General features: G+C 60.4%; 14 protein-coding genes and 1 riboswitch. Of the genes, 1 reads left to right on the top strand and 13 read right to left on the bottom strand.

Going from position 1 to position 16,846, the window contains the following annotated elements; genetic code table 11:
• The 10 genes from BED41_RS13585 to BED41_RS13540 all read right to left on the bottom strand — a co-directional run bounded on the left by BED41_RS13585 (position 1) and on the right by BED41_RS13540 (position 11,291).
• Positions 1 to 738 carry an energy transducer TonB gene (locus BED41_RS13585; protein ID WP_066747432.1) on the bottom strand — a complete coding sequence of 246 codons (738 nt, stop codon included), beginning with the start codon at positions 736 to 738 and terminating at the stop codon, positions 1 to 3.
• On the bottom strand, positions 735 to 1,124 hold the full coding sequence (locus BED41_RS13580; RefSeq protein WP_066747429.1) for an ExbD/TolR family protein: 390 nt from the start codon (positions 1,122 to 1,124) through the stop codon (positions 735 to 737). Before BED41_RS13580 ends, BED41_RS13585 begins: the two co-directional genes overlap by 4 nt.
• Entirely contained in the window at positions 1,105 to 1,737 is a 633-nt protein-coding gene (locus BED41_RS13575) for a MotA/TolQ/ExbB proton channel family protein (RefSeq protein ID WP_066747427.1), read from the bottom strand. The genes BED41_RS13580 and BED41_RS13575 overlap by 20 nt, the downstream gene beginning before the upstream one ends.
• Before the next feature lie 6 nt (positions 1,738 to 1,743).
• The gene (gene cbiR / locus BED41_RS13570; RefSeq protein WP_066747425.1) at positions 1,744 to 2,529 is read right to left on the bottom strand and encodes a cobamide remodeling phosphodiesterase CbiR; all 786 of its coding nucleotides are present in this window, start codon (positions 2,527 to 2,529) and stop codon (positions 1,744 to 1,746) included.
• Between the two features lies 1 nt (position 2,530).
• A complete protein-coding gene (locus BED41_RS13565) occupies positions 2,531 to 3,508 on the bottom strand; it encodes a FecCD family ABC transporter permease (protein WP_066747423.1) in 978 nt (325 codons plus the stop codon).
• Complete coding sequence (locus BED41_RS13560) at positions 3,508 to 4,296, bottom strand: ABC transporter ATP-binding protein (RefSeq protein WP_066747420.1); 789 nt, start codon at positions 4,294 to 4,296, stop codon at positions 3,508 to 3,510. Before BED41_RS13560 ends, BED41_RS13565 begins: the two co-directional genes overlap by 1 nt.
• Positions 4,290 to 5,192, bottom strand: coding sequence for an ABC transporter substrate-binding protein (locus BED41_RS13555; RefSeq protein WP_066747417.1), 903 nt, complete (start codon positions 5,190 to 5,192; stop codon positions 4,290 to 4,292). Before BED41_RS13555 ends, BED41_RS13560 begins: the two co-directional genes overlap by 7 nt.
• A gap of 87 nt (positions 5,193 to 5,279) precedes the next feature.
• A riboswitch (cobalamin riboswitch) is annotated at positions 5,280 to 5,426 on the bottom strand.
• A gap of 162 nt (positions 5,427 to 5,588) precedes the next feature.
• Positions 5,589 to 6,758, bottom strand: a complete 1,170-nt coding sequence (locus BED41_RS13550) for an efflux RND transporter periplasmic adaptor subunit (protein WP_066747415.1) — start codon at positions 6,756 to 6,758, stop codon at positions 5,589 to 5,591.
• 160 nt (positions 6,759 to 6,918) lie between these two features.
• Complete coding sequence (locus tag BED41_RS13545; protein WP_066747413.1) at positions 6,919 to 8,208, bottom strand: TolC family protein; 1,290 nt, start codon at positions 8,206 to 8,208, stop codon at positions 6,919 to 6,921.
• Positions 8,208 to 11,291 carry an efflux RND transporter permease subunit gene (locus BED41_RS13540; RefSeq protein ID WP_066747411.1) on the bottom strand — a complete coding sequence of 1,028 codons (3,084 nt, stop codon included), beginning with the start codon at positions 11,289 to 11,291 and terminating at the stop codon, positions 8,208 to 8,210. The genes BED41_RS13545 and BED41_RS13540 overlap by 1 nt, the downstream gene beginning before the upstream one ends.
• Before the next feature lie 398 nt (positions 11,292 to 11,689).
• Here BED41_RS13540 and BED41_RS13535 point away from each other — a divergent pair, with 398 nt between their 5' ends.
• Positions 11,690 to 12,898, top strand: coding sequence for a carcinine hydrolase/isopenicillin-N N-acyltransferase family protein (locus tag BED41_RS13535; RefSeq protein ID WP_066747410.1), 1,209 nt, complete (start codon positions 11,690 to 11,692; stop codon positions 12,896 to 12,898).
• Positions 12,899 to 12,999: 101 nt separating this feature from the next.
• Here the strand turns inward: BED41_RS13535 and BED41_RS13530 are convergent, their stop codons facing one another.
• The 3 genes from BED41_RS13530 to iorA form a co-directional block, all read right to left on the bottom strand.
• Positions 13,000 to 14,229, bottom strand: coding sequence for a phenylacetate--CoA ligase family protein (locus tag BED41_RS13530; protein ID WP_066747406.1), 1,230 nt, complete (start codon positions 14,227 to 14,229; stop codon positions 13,000 to 13,002).
• A gap of 97 nt (positions 14,230 to 14,326) precedes the next feature.
• Positions 14,327 to 14,920 (bottom strand): indolepyruvate oxidoreductase subunit beta, encoded by a 594-nt coding sequence (locus BED41_RS13525; RefSeq protein ID WP_066747404.1) that lies wholly within the window; start codon positions 14,918 to 14,920, stop codon positions 14,327 to 14,329.
• On the bottom strand, positions 14,913 to 16,712 hold the full coding sequence (gene iorA, locus BED41_RS13520) for an indolepyruvate ferredoxin oxidoreductase subunit alpha (RefSeq protein ID WP_066747401.1): 1,800 nt from the start codon (positions 16,710 to 16,712) through the stop codon (positions 14,913 to 14,915). The genes BED41_RS13525 and iorA overlap by 8 nt, the downstream gene beginning before the upstream one ends.
• Positions 16,713 to 16,846: the final 134 nt, after the last annotated feature.

Below are 16,846 nucleotides of genomic sequence, written 5' to 3'. Positions count from 1 at the left end.
TTATCTTATTTTAAATACGAAAGGTATTCTCACGCGTATGCGCCCCTTGTGGCGGAAGCGCCACCCTTTGACCGCGCGCAGCGCGGAGTTGTCCAGCCGGTCGTAGCCGCTTGTCTTTTCTATCTCAACGCTTTGTACGCGGCCGTTTTCCACGGCGGCGATTATCACGGCGGTGCCCTCCTCTTTGCGTTTGCGTGAGAAGGCCGGGTAGTCCGGCAGCACTTTGTGCGTCACCTCAAGCGAGTTGACGTCGGCGATGCCGCTTACCTCTCCGGAGCCAGTACCTTCGCCCGTACCGCTGCCGGAGGCTGCACCGGTGCCGCCTCCGCCGCCCGTTCCGCTTCCATCTCCCGCGCTGTCTGTGGCGGTCGCCGTTTCCGCCGGCGCGCCGGCGGTAGTCTCGGCGGCCGCGGTTGTCTCTTTGTTCTCCGCGGGACGCGCGGATATCTCTTTTATGGGGGCCTCTTTTTTCTTTTTAACCGCTGGCTGTTTTTGTACCGACTTTACGGCCTGTTCTTTTTTAGGCTGCGGCGCTTTTTTTTCCGCGGTCTTTCCGCCGCCGGAGCCGCCGTTATTGCCCGCGGCGGCGGGGGCGAATACGAGTTTCACGTTCATTACCGGTTCCGGCTTTTTTTCGGCCTTCGCGCCGCTGAAGATGAATATCAGGGCGCAGTGCAGTATCAGGGAGATCAGCAGCGCCGCCGCCCATCTGCCCCGCTCGCCGGAGAGAAATGTCATTGCGCGCCCTCTCCCGAGAGCATGAGTCCGGCGGAGGTGACGCCCTCTTTACGCAGCAGCGAGAGCAGCGCGGCGACTTCGCCGTAGGGAACTTTTTCGTCTCCCGCGACGAGCATTTCACGGCCGTTCGCGGCGGCGGCGAGTTTTTTGAGCTCTTCCTTTGTCACTTCCCGTCCGTTCCAGAATATCTTCCGGTCGGCGGCGACGGTGACGATCACCGCCCCCTGCATATCGGCGGAGCTTCCCTCGCCGGAGGGTAGCTGCACGTCGAGCTTGCCCTGCACGAAGGAGGCTGTGAGGACGAAGAAGATGATGAGCATGAAGAGAACGTCTATGAGCGGAGTGATGTCTATCTCCGCGTGGCGTCTATTTCTGCGTCCCGCCATTTTTACCGCCGCCAGCGGCTATGTGTTCGCGCAGGAGGAAGTCCGCGCCTCTGCGAAGGGTCTCGTCCTCGCTGTCGATACGCGAGTTGAGCAGGCCGCAGACGAATATCGTCGGGATGGCCACGGTGAGGCCGGCGACGGTGGTGAAGAGCGCCTTCCAGATGCCGCCGGTGACGGTGGCGGCGCTTATCTGCCCGCCGATGTGCAGCGACTGGAACATCTCGACCATGCCGAGCACGGTGCCGAGCAGCCCTAGCAGCGGCGCGATCTTGCCGATCATCTCCAGGATGTAGACGTGTTTTTCCCAGCGGTAGATCTCGCGGCGTATCTGCTGCTCCGTGAGCAGTTTCATGTCCTCCGTGCAGATGTTCCAGTGGGTTAACGCCACTTTGAAGAGGCGGTTCATGGAGCTGTCGGAGGATTCGACCACACGCCAGGCCTCTTTGACGTCTCCAGCGGAGACGGCTTTACCGAAGGCCGCCTCCAGCTTTTCGGGATCTGTGGAGGCCTTGTGAAAGAAGATGATCCGCTCCACCACGATGGCGGCCGCGATAAGCGACAGCGCGCCGATTATCCACATGATGCTTCCGCCCTGGTTCATGTAATCCAGCATGTTTTATTACGCTCCCATCATTTTTTCTATTGCTGCCAATGATTTTTCATAGTTGTCTTCAAAGACTTCGAGCGTCATTACGCGCTCTCTGCCGTCCGCGCCGAGCCTTTTTATTACCTCGCGGAAGAGCGCCGGATCAAACCAGCTCATGTCCTGATGGTCGGTGCCGTCCGGTTTTACGCCGTGGATATGAATGACGCGCGTCCGGGGCAGGTAGCTCTCCATCTGTTCGAGCACGGGGTGGCCGTAGCGCACGAGATGCCCGATGTCGAGGCAGACGGAGAGGCCCTGTTCGACGACTAGAGGATAGACGATGCGGAAGTTATAGTCCAGCGTCTCGGCGCAAATCTCGCTTTTGTCCCGCGCGGCGGCGGCGAGCCGTGCTGCGGAGCGGCGCGTCTTTTCCAGCCAGCCCTCCATGTCGGCGCTGGGATAGGCGCCGTATTGCTCGCCGTCGAGGTGCAGTATCCAGGCAAAGGGCGCAAGAGGCGCGAAGAGCTCCATCATACGCAGGCAGGAGTCCTCGCAGCGTCTGCGTTCCGCCGCCTCCGGCGAGAGGCAGATGTCGTGGGGAAAGTGGACGATGCAGCTCATCCCCAGCTCCTCTTTCAGCTCCGCGAGCCGGGCTACCTCCTCTTTGGAGGGGATGTTGGAGCCGTATTCGTTGTCGAAGAGCACCAGCTGCATGTCCTGCGCCTCGCGCGACAGCGCGCGCATGTTGTCGGCAAAGCTGCCAGCGACGACCCAGGAGGTGCCGCCGAGCCTGACGCCGGGGAAGCGGAACCTTCTCATCTCAGCGTCCACCCTTTATGAGCAGCCAGAGGAAGAATATCGAACCGAGGCAGGAGGTGATTATCCCCACCGGTATCTCCGCCGGCGACCAGAGGAGGCGCGCCGCGGTGTCGCAGATCACGAGGAAGGCGCCGCCGAAGAGCGCGCAGGCGACGGTCAGCTCGCGGTGCGCGCTGCCGGTGATGCGGCGGCAGATATGCGGGCACATGAGGCCGACGAAGCCGATCGGGCCGCTGAGGGCCACGCTGACGCCTACGACGAGGGATACGGAGAGAAAGAGCAGCTTACGCAGCCCGTTTACAGATACGCCGCGGCTCGCGGCCATCTCCTCGCCGCAGACGAAGAGGTCAAGCTGCGGTCCCGTGAGCCAGCCGATGAGCAGGATGAGGAGGAGCCCAGGCAGGGAGGCCAGCGAGGAGGCGAAGCCGACGGTCTGCAGGCCGCCCATCGTCCAGCGCATCATACGGAAGGTATCGGTGTAGCCGCCGCTGTATTGGATGATCATGTTGAGGCTGCCGAAGAGGAAGTTCAGCGCGACGCCCGCGAGCAGCAGGGAGGCGAGCGACATCCCGCCGCGCCGCAGGCTGCCTGCCAGGTAGAGCGCCATGATCGCGAGGAAGGCCCCGCCGAAGGCCGCCAGGGAGATGCCCTGGATGAGGCCGAAGAGGGAGACGGCAAGGCCGAGGCGTATGTAGAGCACCGCGCCGAAGGCCGCGCCCATGGAGACGCCGAGCATGTCGGGCGAGGCGAGCGGGTTTCTGAAGAGCGCCTGGAAGATGAGCCCGCAGACGGCGAGGGTGGCGCCGATGAGCCAGCCGAGCAGTACGCGCGGCAGGCGGAGCTCCCAGAGTATCTGCGCCGCGGCGCTCTCCGCTCCGCCAAAGATATCGGCGGGGGAGACGGCGTGCGCGCCGATGAAGGGGGCGGCGCAGACGACGGCGGCGGAGAGCAGTAGCAGCAGGAATATTTTTTTATTCATCAGGAGACAAACCCCCTCGGCACCGCGTAGGGACGCCGCTGTTCCCCGCGGCGGAAGAATTCAAATTCGGTGTCAAAGATATCGGCGAGCGCGGAGCCTCCGAGCAGCTCGTCCGTCGTCCCGTGCCAGCGCGCGCGGCCCTCTTTTATCGCGAGGATGCCGCCGCTTCCGTGAAGCGCGAGGTTTATGTCATGGGTCACCATGAGCACCGTCATTCCCTCCCTGTTTATCCCCTCCACGAGCGCCATCATCTCCACCTGCTGGCGGTAGTCGAGAAAGCTTGTCGGCTCGTCGAGAAAGAGGATGTCCGTGCCCTGCGCGAGCGCGGCGGCGAGCAGCGCCCGCTGGCGTTCGCCGCCGGAGAGGGTGTCGAGACTGCGTTCCGCAAGCTCCTCGACGCCGGCGCGCGCGAGTGCTCCGTCCACGATGAAACGGTCTTCTTCGGATTCGCCGCTGAGCACGGGCCGCCACGGGTAACGTGACATCATCGCGAACTGGCGGACGGTGAAGGGCAGGGCGTCGCCGCCGCTCTGATGGAGCCAGGCGATACGCCGCGCCCGTTCGCGCTCCGTCATCTGAGTGATGCTCAGCCCTTCGATCATGACCTCTCCCGCCGCGCCGGGGCGCAGGCCGCCGACACACTTGAGCAGCGTGCTTTTTCCGGCGCCGTTGGGGCCGATGACCGCGAGGAAGCCGCCGCGCGCCACGGAGAAGGAGATGCCGGAGAGAACGGCGCGTTCGCCGATGGAATAGGAGAGCCCGCGCACCTCTATGAGAGGGTTCACCATTTCACCTCGGGATGTATGACTTTCGCGAAGGCTCTGAGTATCTCAGGCAGCCGCGGTCCCGGGCGCAGGTAGACGGTGCCGTCGAGGACGGCGATACGCCCGCCGCGTACGGCCCTCACTTTGGTCCCCGCGAGCCACTGGCCTTTGAGGTATTCTTCATTGAAGACCTTATCCAAATCGATATGTTCCATCGCGTGGTAAAAGGTGCGCTCGCCGACGAGGTCGATTATTACCTCGGGGTTGAGGGCGGCGAGCCCCTCCTGCGATATTTTGGGATATGGATAACCGCTTTTTTCGCCGGTCAGCGCGTTCTTTCCCCCCGCGAGGGTGATGAGCTCGTTGTAAAAGGTCTTTTCGCCCGCGGCGTAGAAGACGGATATCCGCTCCTCAGAGAGTTCGCGGGATACGCAGAGCAGCACGGAGGGCGACGGCAGTCCCATAACCTTTGCCCGTACGGCGGCGATATCGGCCTTCATCTTCGCCGTCAGCTCCGCGGCCCTTTTCTGCGCGCCGCAGACTTTGCCGAGCTCCGCGATTGAATCGTAGATGTCGCCGAGGCTCTCCTGCCGCACGACGACGTAGGGTATCTTCAGCCTTTTCAGGTCGTCTTTGAATTGAAGGTGCATGTCCTGAAGCACGAGAAGGTCGGCCTTTTTGGAGAGCAGCGTCTCAAAGTTTACCTCGGCATAGCCGCCGATCTTCGGCTTTTTGAGCGCCTCCGGCGGGTAGTCGCAGTAATTTGTAACGCCGATGACGTTGTCCCCCTGTCCGAGCGCGAAGAGTATCTCGGTGCCGACCGGCGTCAGCGAAACGATCCTCCTGGGCGAGGCCTCCGCCGAGGGGGAAAACATCAAGACGAGCGAGAGAAATATAAACAGGCGAAAAAATGGCTTCAACAGAGCGATACCCCTTTATATAAAAATAAAAGGGAGCCTGCGGCTCCCTTCAAATCTTTCATCTTCTGGATGAGAAACGCCCGCGCATAACATCCGTCCCTCCGAGCAGGTATCCTGACTTCCGTTGCCGGTAACAGTGGCGGGGCCGCTGCGGAGTCGCACCGCATTCCCCTGCGCAGGAGATCTCATTATTTAAAATCGGCTATTATAATAACACATATCAGAGAGATTTTTTATAAAAGGTGCGGCGTATTGTGAAATATCCTGCGGCGGAGAGACAGAGGATGGCGGGAAAAGACTAAAAACAGAAAGGGACGGCATGCAGGAGTATACACAAAAGGTGCGGCGATTTTCGCCGCACACGTTCTTTTGCAAAATATGAAGGCAGAAATAAGATCAGTTCTGCGCAGTAACCTCTTCGCCGCTGTTGAGGTTGTTGCCGCCGAAGGTGATGACCTCGTCGCCGGAGACCAGCCCTTTGGTGATCTGCACGCGGGAGTTTTCCCTGACGCCCGTCTCGACCTCGCGCATCTCCGCCCTGCCGTCTTTGACCAGCAGGACGTAATAACCCTTTTCGCTGCTGCGAAGGGCGCCCTCGGGTATCGTGATGGAGTTGCGGAATTCTTTCTCCACGATCGAGGCCTGTCCGAACATGCCGGGACGCAGTCTGCCGCCGGCCTGTTTCTCGTTGTCGAGCGCTATCTCGACGTTGCTGGTGCGTGTCGCGGGGTCTACGTACTGGTCGATGCGCGTGACGCTGCCCTCAAAGGTCTCGCCGGGCAGGGCGTCAAACTTGAGCAGCACAGGCATGCCCTTTGTGACGATGAAGATCTTCGACTCGGGGACTTTGAGAGTCGCCTTCAGCCGGCGCAGGTCGGCGATGTCGAGAATGGGGGAGCTGGGAGAGATCATCGCCCCCGGCGTAAGGCTGTAGTCGTTGAGTACGATACCGTCCAGCGGCGCGCGGATGATATAGTCGTCTTTGGCCGACTGGACGCGGGCCGCCTCGGCCTCGTACTGGCGTTCCTTGGCCTGCGCGGCGCGGTAGGAGGCGGCGGCGCTTGTGTATTCCGTCTCCATTGTCTCAAGCTGCTGCTTGGTGCTGAAGCCCTCTTTTTCCAGACGGCGGTAGCGCTCTAAATTTGTCTTGGCGTTGAGCATCTGTGCCTTCGCCTTTTCTGTGTCGGCGCGCGCGGAGGCGGCCTGCGCCGCGGTGGAGAGTATCAGCGCGTTCTGCTGGTCGTGTTCCAGCGTTGCGACCTGCTCTCCCTTACGCACGTAGTCTCCCTGCTTTACGGAGAGGGCGAGCAGGCGTCCGGTGACGCGCGGCAGTAGCTCGACGCGTTTTTCCGCGTCGACGGACATGTTCTGGATGATTTTGTCGGCGATGGTCTTGTCGGGGCGCACGGTCTCCGTCTTTACAATGACGCTCGTCGGTCCCGCAGCGGCCTTTTTTGAGGCGAAGATAGTATCGCGCCTGCTGTAGATCCCGATCCCGACCACGATGGCGACGACGGCCGCCAGTACGATCATTGTGCTCCTCTGCGGAAGTTTTGCTTTGCTCATCTAATTTCCTCTCCTCGCAAGCTGCCAGTTCCGCAAAAGCGGAACCAGACAAATTTCTATAGGCGGCGCAGCATGCGTATGCGTTTGCCGTCGCAAGCTGCCTGTCCCGCGGCAGCGGAACAAGACTAATTTCTTCAGGCGGCGCAGCATGCGTATGCGCCTACTTCCCATTCCATTGTATAACGGTACCCTCGGTAACTTTGAGCGCGACGACCGCTATCAGGTGGCTGTACTGCGCCCTATTGTATTCAAGCTGCGCCAGCGTCAGCGAGGACTGCGCGTCAAGCAGGTCGAGCTGCGGCGTGACGCCCTCGCGGTAGCCGACTTCGGCGAGGCGCAGGGTCTCTTTCGCGAGCTCCAGCGCCTTTTCGGAGGCCCGCAGGCTGCGCAGGCTTGTTTCTATGTCGGACCAGGCGGTCTCAACCTCGGATTTTATGTCGAGAGTTTTCTGTTCGAGGGCGATCTGATCCTGTTCGCGTACTGCGCGTGCCGAGATCACGGCGCTGCGTGTCACATTGCGGTCGAAGATGGGGACCGCAAGGCTGACTTCCGCGCGCCAGCTGTCGCTGCTGCGGTCCTGCTGCCGGTAGGGGTTGGACCAGCCGCTTGAGAGTCCCGCCGTTACCTTGGGCAGCATGCCGCTGCGTTCGATCTTGATCTGGTTTTCCTGGTAGCGGAGCTGTTCCTGCAGCTGCAGCCTGTCGGCGCGGAATTTTTCCGCAAGCGCGAGCGACTCCATTCGGTCGCCGGATATCGCCGGTTCGTAGAGCTCGCCCACAACCTCGCGGCGCTGCTGCGGCTCGATCGCCATGTAGTTCATCAGCGATATCACCGAGGTTTCATGCAGTCCGCGCGCCGTCGCTAGGTTCGCGGTGTTGGTGGCCAGCTGCTGTCCCGCGCGTATCACCTCGAGTTTGTTGGCCAGGCCGAGCTCCGCCATCTGCGTGACCTGCCGCAGGTGGAGCTCTGAGGTCGCTACGGCGTCAAGCTCCGCCTCGATCTGTTTTTTCTTGAGCAGCACGTCGTAGAATCGCGCGTAAAGTTCGCCCACGGCGCTGTTCTCTCCGTCTGCGACGGCCATCTCGGCGATAGTCTTTACCTGCGGCGACTGCGCGCGCTGCGCGCTGTTTTTGCCTCCCGAGTAGATGACCTGTTCAAGCGTTGCATTAGCGGAACGGCTGCCGCTGCGGTCGGAGCCGTCTGTAGTCTGCGGCTCGCGCTGGGTGTCGATCGTGCCTCCCGCGGAGACGGAGGGCAGCAGCGTGCCGTCCGCCTGCAGCTTGAAGGCCTGGGCTTTGACGAGCTCCTGCCGCAGCGAGCGCAGCGCGGCGTTGTCTTTTAACGTCAGCTGTACCGCTTCGCCGATATCGATAGGGGGCGGGGCCGCCGATGCGGCGGAGGTCACCGCGCAGAGCGCGGCGGCGAGAAATCCGGCGAGTTTCTTATTCATCAGGCGCGTCCTCCCTGCTGCTTTAATCTTCTGTACGCGTTGTAACGGCGTATCTTTACGTGTACTTTATCCATGAGGTCGTCAAGTATCAGGTAGACGACGGGGATGACGAGCAGCGTCAGCAGCGTCGAGGTAAAGAGTCCGCCGATGACGGCGACCGACATCGGCTGGCGTACCTCGCCGCCCTCGGAGAGGGCCAGCGCCACCGGCAGCGAACCGATCATTGTTGATACGGTGGTCATCAGGATCGCGCGCAGACGCAGCGGCCCGGCTTTGAGCACCGCCGTTATTTTGTCGTCACCCGATGCGCGCAGCTGGTTTATGAAGTCAACGAGCAGAATCGCGTTATTGACGACGACGCCGACGAGCAGGATTATCCCCATGAAGCTCATGACGGAGAGCCGCAGCCCCGTCAGCGCCAGCAGCCCGAAGGAGCCCGCCGTCATCAGCGGCAGCGAGAACATGACGGTGAGGGGGTGGATGAAGGATTCAAACTGGATCGCCATAACCATGTAGACGAGGATGATGGCGAAGATGAGCGCCACAGACATGTATCCGAAGCTCTCCTTCATATTCTCGGAGTCGCCCGTCGGCACCATGCTGTAGGTGCCGTCCTGCGGCGCGTATTTTCTGAATACCTCTTCCATGATAAGGATGCCCTCGCCGGGGGAGATGCCCTCGACGTTGGCGCCGATTTGCAGCGAACGCTGGCGGTTGTATCTTTTAATGACGTTCGGAGCCATGCCGATCGAACTCTTGACTAGCCCCTCCGCCGGTATCGTCTCGCCGCTCTTGGTGGTGATGAGGGTCTTGAGGACCTTTTCCGGGTCGTCGCGCCCCTCCTTCTCCGACCTGATGGTGATGTCGTAGCGGTAACCGCCCTCGTTGAAGGAGCCGCTCTGGTCTCCCGCGAACCAGGTGAGCATTTCGTCGGAAAGGTCGCGGATGCTGACGTTGAGGTCGTCCGCGAGCGCCCGGTTCAGCGTGAGATTGATGCGCGGCTTGTTCATCTGAAGGTCCGTCGTGATGTCGACGAGGCCGCGGGCGTTCTCCGCGAGGTCCTTTTTGATCAGGTCGCCGATGTCGGCGAGCGATTCGCTGGTCGGTCCCTGGATGACGAGAGTGATGTCCGAGCCGCCCCAGGTGCCCATCTTTATGTCGGCGTCGCGGAAACGGACGAGTTTTTCACGCAGACGCCTCATGACCGTCGCCGCGTTGGGGCGAAGTTTGCGGTCGATAAGTTCAATGTTGATCGTCGATTTATAGACCTCTTCGCCAGCGCCGCTGCCGACGATTCCGTAGGTGTAGGCGACGGCCTTATCCTGCTGGATCATATCGACCATCTCTTTGGTCACGCTGTCCGTGACCTCAAGGCCGGTGTCCGCCGGAAGCTCCACCTGTACGCGCAGGCGTCCCTGGTCTTCGCTGGGGAAGAACTCGGTGCCGAGGGAGGTTGCGAAGGTGATGCCCAGCGCGAATAGCGCGAGCGCCGAGAAGAGGATCGTGCGGCGGTGGCCGACGGAGAAGGCGAGCGCCGTGCGGTATCTGTCCTCAAGCCAGAGGAATGGACGCTCCATATTTCGCTGCAGGGCGGTCGTCTTCTGATTACGTCCCATGAGGCGCGAGCAGAGGAAGGGGGTCAGCGTGATGGAGATTATGAGCGAGATAGAGATCGTCATCGCGACGGTGACGCCGAAGGAGTTGAAGAAGCGCCCCATCATGCCGCCCATGAAGGCGACGGGGACGAAGACGGCGAGCGTCGTCGCCGCTCCCGCGAGCACCGCGAAGGCGACTTCGTTGGTGCCGTCCTCGGCGGCGCGGAAGGCGCTCTTGCCCGATTCCTTATGGCGCGTGATATTCTCCATGACGACGGTCGTCGCGTCGACGACCATCCCGACGGCGAGCGAGAGCCCCATCATCGACATATTGTTGATCGTGATCCCCATCCAGTAGAGGACGGACATACTGCCGAGAAGGCAGACCGGTATCGTAATGACGGCAATAAAGGTGGCCCGCAGCGTTCGCAGGAAGATGAACATGATGACCGAGGTGAGGCATATCGAAATGATGATGTCCCAGAATACGCCGTTCATCGAGCTGAGGATGAACTTTGCGTTGTCGGATACGACGACGAGGCTCGTACCGGCGGGGGCCGTCTGGTTGAGCTCTCCGATGCGTTCCTTGACGAGACGGGATAGGAGGACTTCGTTGGCCCCCTTCTGCTTGCGGACCATTACCATGATGGTCGGCTTGCCCTCGTAGAGGGAGCCGCTGCGCTGGTCCTCGAAGCCGTCCTCGACGCGCGCCACGTCGCGCAGGCGGATGACGGCGCCGTTCCGCACCGCCACCGGCAGGTATTCTAGCTCCGCGGCGGAGGAGTATTCGCCCTCGATGCGGATACCGTACTCTTTGGTGCCAGTCTCTACGCGTCCCGCTGGGAGCTCAACATGCTTGTTGTAGATCGCGTTTTTTATATCTTTCGTCGTGAGGCGGTAGCTCTCCAGCGCCTCGGGGCGCAGCCAGACGCGCATCTCCCTGTCGCGGAAGCCCGCGAGCTGGATGCCGCCGACCCCCTTTACGGTTTGAAGACGCTCGGTCACTATCTTGTCCACATAGCGGGAGAGCGTCTTCATGTCGGTGCGTCCGTCGTTTTTGACGGCGATGTTCATTATCGGGCGGTCGGAGGGGTCGTACTTGTCGACCTGCGGGTCGTCGCAGTCGTCGGGGAGCTGCCCCGTCGCCATGCTGACCTTGCCGCGCACGTCGGCCGCCGCGAAGTCGATGTTGCGGTCGAGTTCAAACTCGACGACGATCACCGAACGCCCCTCATAGCTGCTTGAGCTCATATTCTTGATGCCTTCGATAGTGTTGATGCGCGCTTCGAGTACGTCCGTGACGTCGTTGTCGATGATCGCGGGGCTGGCGCCGTCCATCGTCGTACGCACGACGACGATGGGGAATTCGACGTTCGGCATCCGTTCCACTCCCATGTTAAGGTAGGAATAGGTGCCGAATATCACCGTGGCGATCGTGAGTATAAGGACTGTTACCGGGCGGCGCAGGGAAATTTCGGTGATTTTCATAAAGTCGTATCATCCTTAACGGTCAATATAAATAGATAACTGCTACGGTATCACATTATACATCCCAAATGTGGAGTTTTTGTGTCTCCGCGTGTAAAAATATTATCTCCGGAGGCAGCGGCCACAACTATAACGATTAGAGAGGACTCTAAGTCAAGCGCGCGCGGCAGAGAGGCGCAGAAACAAAATAGGGGCTTTGACACTTTTCACCCAACCGACATCAACTATTCTGATAATAAGTGTCAAAGACGGGGTTATACATCCTGAATGTGTGGTTTTTATCAAAAATCACCCCGCAACCTGCGTTTATAATTGCGCCGTTTTTTCGGTTTTAGCGATTTTGCCGCCGCCGGCGCTATGCTATAATTAGCAAAAACTTTATGAGGGGTGGTTGTTTGATGAATAGATGCCTGTTCGTTGTCGCGGTGGCGCTGTCCGCTTTGTCCATCTGCTCGAGCCTGTGTTACGCTAGCGACAACCCTGCGCATTACCTTAAGACGGAGGAACAGAAAGCCTCTGCTGCTTCAATCGAGAAGCTAGGCGACAAGGGACTTTATAAGATGGAATATAGCGCGGACTACCGGCTTGACGAGGTGCTAAAGTCCGGCTCCAGGACCTCAGATGATCTTCTGAAATTTCTCTTGGCCGAGCTTCTTGGTGTGGAGAACTCTCAGGCGGCCCTGCCTTCGTTCGGGTGCAGCGCCTTTGCTGTGAGAACGAAGAGCGGCGACAGGATTTTCGGACGCAATTTTGACTATAACCAGTTTGACGCCGGGGTGGAGGGAAACGCTGCCGTGCTCATGCGCGTCAGGCCCAAAGAGGGCTATTCTTCCGTCGGCATGGTCCCGGGGGCCTTCGCCGGTTTCGGCACCGACAGCCTTTGCGATGGAGAGACGGATATCTCCAATACGGCGCTGTTTCCCTTTCTGATTATGGATGGGATGAACGAGGCCGGGCTCGCAGTCAGCGTCCTGTGGCTTGACGAGTTCCCGACGAGTCAGGATGAGAGCGGAAAATATGACATCACAACTACGGTGGCGCTGCGCCTGATGCTCGACAGGGCCGCGACGGTGGAGGAGGCAGCGAAGCTGCTGGGAGATTATAATATGTGGTCTGCCTTTCCCCGGGCGAGCTTCCACTTTCTCGTCGCCGATAAGACTGGGGCCGCTAAGGTTCTTGAATATGACAATGACAACGTGCTGCATGTCTTTGACGCCAACTATGTCACGAATTTCTATCTAAACGAGGACGTGCAGGCGCTGATCACGACCCCATCCCATCACGACCACGGGCTCGACAGATATAACAAGATCGAAGCCCGCCTGAAAGCTGCCTCCAACGTGCTTTCAGAGAATGAAGCGATGGCGCTGCTGAAGGATGTGAGCCAAAAACCGGGCGAGACAGGGACGAGCAACACCCGTTGGTCCGTGGTCTACAATCTTTCCAGCCTGACGGCGAAAGTGGCGGCGGCTCAGGATTATGACAACATCTTCTCCTTTCGGTTGAAGGGAGATGGCGGCGGCTCGTCCGGCTGCAACCACGGTTTCTTCGCCCTGTTTCTGCTCCCAGCGCTCTTTATTCCGGCGTTGTGGCGCAGGAAACACTAGCGCGCGCCACAAGATATTTTAAATTTTTAAGAGGCGCTCCGCGGTAAATTTATGCGGAGCGCCTCTCTGTTTTAGCCTTTTTTTGTGTTCGCAGCGCGCCGCTAATACCTGTTGTCGATGACGCGCTGCGTCTTCTTTTCGCTTCGCGGCAGTTCGCCGAGCTTCATCACCTGCGGGACTATGCGGATGCCGATGCCGGATTTGCATTCGCGGACGAGCGACTCCGCGAGGGCTTCCGGGTTGCAGCCATCCTTCATCTCTGCCTGAACGATCATGCGGTCGCGCAGGTCTTCGTTCTCGAGGACGATGCGGTATTCGCTGGAGAAGCCGTCGATCCGCTTCAGTATCTCCTCCACCTGCGCCGGATAGATGTTCGTCCCTTTGACCTTGATCATGTCGTCGCTGCGGCCGACGATGCGGTCGAGGCGCGGGAAGGGCGAGCCGCATGGGCATTCGCCGGGGATGATGCGCGAGATGTCGCGCGTGCGGTAGCGGATCAGCGGCGCCGCCTCCTTGCGGAAGGTGGTGATCACGATCTCGCCCTGCTCGCCGTCTGGCAGCACTTTGCCGGTCGCCGGGTCGATGATCTCGCAGTAGATATAATCGTTGAAGTAGTGCATGCCCGTGTGTTCGCAGCAGTCGATCGCGATGCCGGGGCCGTATATTTCCGTCAGTCCGTAGATGTCGAAAAACTCGATGCCGAGCGTCTCGTAGATCCTCTCGCGGATCTTGTCGCCCCAGCGTTCGGAGCCGAAGATGCCACGCTTGAGGTGGATGTCGTCGCGCATGCCGCGCTTGTCGACCTCCTCGGCGATGACGAGGCCGTAGGACGAGGTGCCGATGAGGACGCTCGCCTCAAGGTCGCGCATCAGCTGGAGCTGGCGGTCGGTGTTGCCCGCGCCGGTCGGGATGACCATCGCGCCGAGGCGCTCGGCGCCGGCCTGAAAGCCGAGCCCCGCCGTCCAGAGGCCGAAGCCGGGGGTTATCTGGATGCGGTCGGCGGTCGTCACTCCCGCGAACTGATAGCAGCGTTCCATCATCACCGCCCAGTCTTCGAGGTCCTGCGCGCTGTAGGGCATGATGACGGGGATGCCCGTAGTGCCCGACGAAGAGTGCACGCGGACGATCTCTTCGTTCGGCACGCACTGCATGCCCATCGGGTAGGCGTCGCGGAGGTCCTGTTTCGTCGTGAAGGGCAGCGTTTCGAACTGCTCGCGGGTCATCATCGTATCCACGGGCAGCCCCGCGAACTTTTCTCTGTACATCGGGCTGGCCTTGGCGGCGCGGCGTACCTGGGCGAAACACTGGCTCATTATCGTAAGTTCGTTCATAATTTATTCTCTCCTAACTGTCTTCTCTGTTCTGAAAAACTTTCTTGGCTGATTTACCCTCAACTGAAATAAAATATTTACCTATAATTCCTGAAACTCACCATCGGACGCCGGAGGCTTTCAGCCCCAGCTCGAAGGCTCTCTCGTTCATCGCGAGCAGCTTCGGCTTGACACAGGCCTTGACCGCCGCGCGTATCTCCTCTTCGGAGAAGGGTAACATCGAGGCTCCCACGGCCGCGCCGAGGATTACGATATTCAGCGTGCGGATGTCGCCCGCCGCGAGCGCGAGCGGCGCGCCTTCGATAAAGACGGCCTCGGGGTATCTGTCTTTGAGCAGGGCGAGGTACTCGTCTCCGAGATAGACGCCCCTGCCGAGCGCGACATTCGTCGGGATGATACGGTCGGTGTTGACGACGCACTTCGCTTCGGCCTTCAGCTTCGGTATCATGCGCACCGCCTCGGCGAGCTCGAAGCCGAGCAGGATATCTCCGTGTGCGCCGGGGATGATCGGCGAGGCCTCGCGCGCGTCGATGCGCAGGTGGCTGGAGACCGAACCTCCGCGCTGCGCCATGCCGATCGTCTCCGAGGTGCGGACGAACAGGCCTCTGGCTCCGGCGGCCGTTGCGAGTATCTTTGAGGCCAGCAGCGTTCCCTGCCCGCCGACGCCGGCGATTACGATGCTCTTAACCATTTATCTCACCTCTTTTTATCGCGTGGACGGGACAGACATTGGCGCAGAGGGCGCAGTCTGTACAGAGCGAGCTGTTGATGACGGCGCGCCCAGTATCGTCCGGGGTGATCGCGGGGCATCCGATCTCGCGGATACATCTGCCGCATTTGATACATTTTTCATCGACAAAATGAGCCGTCGAGGGCTTTTTTATCTGCGCGATACAGGGGGCTTTCGTTATTACCGCCGAAGGTCCGGGGTAATTGACCGCCTCTTTCATCGCCGCGACGGCCTCCTCATAATCGAAGGGGTTGACGCTCGCTATGTGACGTACGCCGCAGCCGCGGAGGATCGTCTCAATATCGAGGGCCGGCGCGTCGTCGCCGAGCGCGCGTTTGCCGGTGCCGGGATGCGGCTGGTGTCCCGTCATCGCGGTGGTGCGGTTGTCAAGGATGATCACCGTGATGTCCGTTCCCTGATAGACGGCGTTGATTATTCCCGGAATGCCGGTGTGGAAGAATGTGGAGTCGCCGATGAAGGCGAGACACTTTGTTCCGGGCTCAGCGAGCGCGAGCCCCTGCGCGATGGTGATGCCCGCTCCCATGCAGAGGCAGGTATCCACCATATTGAGCGGCGCGGCGTTGCCGAGCGTATAACAGCCGATGTCGCCGCAGTAAATGGCCTTTTCGCAGTCCTTTGTCGCCACCTTCGCCTCGTAGAAAGAGGCGCGGTGCGGGCAGCCGGCGCAGAGCACAGGCGGGCGCACGGGAAGCGGCGGCAGCGTCTCGGCCTCCGTATCTTTGGCCTCTATGCCGAGATAGGAGAGCAGGGCCTTTTTGATAAGTTCGAAAGAATATTCGCCGTTCCAGGGCATGTGGCCGCTGCGTTTGCCGAGGATCGGCCTCTTGCCAGCGGCGGCGATGAGAAGCTGCTCCTCGACGACGGGGTCCAGCTCTTCGATGACGAGCACCGAGTCGACCTCATTAAGGAAATCGCGCGTCGTCTTTTCCGGCAGCGGATAGGGCGTGCCAACTTTATAGAGGACGACGTCAAGGCCGAGCTCGCCGATGACCTCTTTCGCGTACAGATAGGAGACGCCGGAGACGGCGACGCCTTTGCGGGATGCGCCGCCGCGCTCGATGCGGTTGAAGGGCATCGTGTCGAAGGCGCGCGCCAGTTCGTTCTGTTTCACCTCAAGCTCGCCGTGGCGCCGGTAGGATAGCGCGGGGAAGATGCACCACTCGGGGCGCTTATTGAAGCCCTCAGCCTCTCTTATCGTTATATCCTCGCGTACGTCGACGTCGGCGCTCGCGTGGCAGACGCGTGTCGTCGGGCGCAGGAATACGGGCAGCGCAAAGGCCTCGGAGAGTTCATAGGCCGCCTGCACCATCTCGTAGGCCTCTTCGGGCGACGAGGGGTCGAATACCGGCAGGTTGGCGTGCTTCGCGAAATTGCGGGTGTCCTGCTCCGTCTGCGAGGACCAGGGGCCGGGGTCGTCGGCGACGGCAATCACCATGCCGCCCTTGATCCCGATATAGGCGAGGCTCATCAGCGGGTCGGAGGCGACGTTCAGCCCCACCTGCTTCATCGTGCAGAGCGTGCGCGCGCCGGCGTAGGCCGCGCCCGCCGCCACCTCCAGGGCCACCTTCTCGTTCGTCGACCACTGTACCTTCACGTCAGGATGATGGACGGTGATCAGCGTCTCTATTATCTCCGTCGAAGGCGTCCCCGGATATCCGGCCGCGACCTTTACCCCTGCGGCCAGCGCTCCGAGCGCGATAGCTTCGTTTCCCATGCAGACCTTAACAGCCATTGATCTTTCCCTCCACACATATATTAAAAGGCACCGGACAATAAAAAAAGACTTCGCCGCGCAAACGACAAAGCCTTGAATGTAATCACACAATCAATAAACCTGTCTTCGCTTATCTATTATCTCTCTGTAAC

It is taken from the genome of Cloacibacillus porcorum (genome assembly GCF_001701045.1).
In the GTDB taxonomy this organism is placed as follows: domain Bacteria; phylum Synergistota; class Synergistia; order Synergistales; family Synergistaceae; genus Cloacibacillus; species Cloacibacillus porcorum.
This window is presented reverse-complemented; position numbering and strand designations above follow the sequence as displayed.

What these genes read in the sequence shown, in the direction of transcription:
- BED41_RS13585 (WP_066747432.1), bottom strand. Translation starts at nt 738, where the DNA reads ATGACATTTCTCTCCGGCGAGCGGGGCAGATGGGCGGCGGCGCTGCTG.
- BED41_RS13580 (WP_066747429.1), bottom strand. Translation starts at nt 1,124, where the DNA reads ATGGCGGGACGCAGAAATAGACGCCACGCGGAGATAGACATCACTCCG.
- BED41_RS13575 (WP_066747427.1), bottom strand. Translation starts at nt 1,737, where the DNA reads ATGCTGGATTACATGAACCAGGGCGGAAGCATCATGTGGATAATCGGC.
- cbiR (WP_066747425.1), bottom strand. Translation starts at nt 2,529, where the DNA reads ATGAGAAGGTTCCGCTTCCCCGGCGTCAGGCTCGGCGGCACCTCCTGG.
- BED41_RS13565 (WP_066747423.1), bottom strand. Translation starts at nt 3,508, where the DNA reads ATGAATAAAAAAATATTCCTGCTGCTACTGCTCTCCGCCGCCGTCGTC.
- BED41_RS13560 (WP_066747420.1), bottom strand. Translation starts at nt 4,296, where the DNA reads ATGGTGAACCCTCTCATAGAGGTGCGCGGGCTCTCCTATTCCATCGGC.
- BED41_RS13550 (WP_066747415.1), bottom strand. Translation starts at nt 6,758, where the DNA reads ATGAGCAAAGCAAAACTTCCGCAGAGGAGCACAATGATCGTACTGGCG.
- BED41_RS13545 (WP_066747413.1), bottom strand. Translation starts at nt 8,208, where the DNA reads ATGAATAAGAAACTCGCCGGATTTCTCGCCGCCGCGCTCTGCGCGGTG.
- BED41_RS13540 (WP_066747411.1), bottom strand. Translation starts at nt 11,291, where the DNA reads ATGAAAATCACCGAAATTTCCCTGCGCCGCCCGGTAACAGTCCTTATA.
- BED41_RS13535 (WP_066747410.1), top strand. Translation starts at nt 11,690, where the DNA reads ATGAATAGATGCCTGTTCGTTGTCGCGGTGGCGCTGTCCGCTTTGTCC.
- BED41_RS13530 (WP_066747406.1), bottom strand. Translation starts at nt 14,229, where the DNA reads ATGAACGAACTTACGATAATGAGCCAGTGTTTCGCCCAGGTACGCCGC.
- BED41_RS13525 (WP_066747404.1), bottom strand. Translation starts at nt 14,920, where the DNA reads ATGGTTAAGAGCATCGTAATCGCCGGCGTCGGCGGGCAGGGAACGCTG.
- iorA (WP_066747401.1), bottom strand. Translation starts at nt 16,712, where the DNA reads ATGGCTGTTAAGGTCTGCATGGGAAACGAAGCTATCGCGCTCGGAGCG.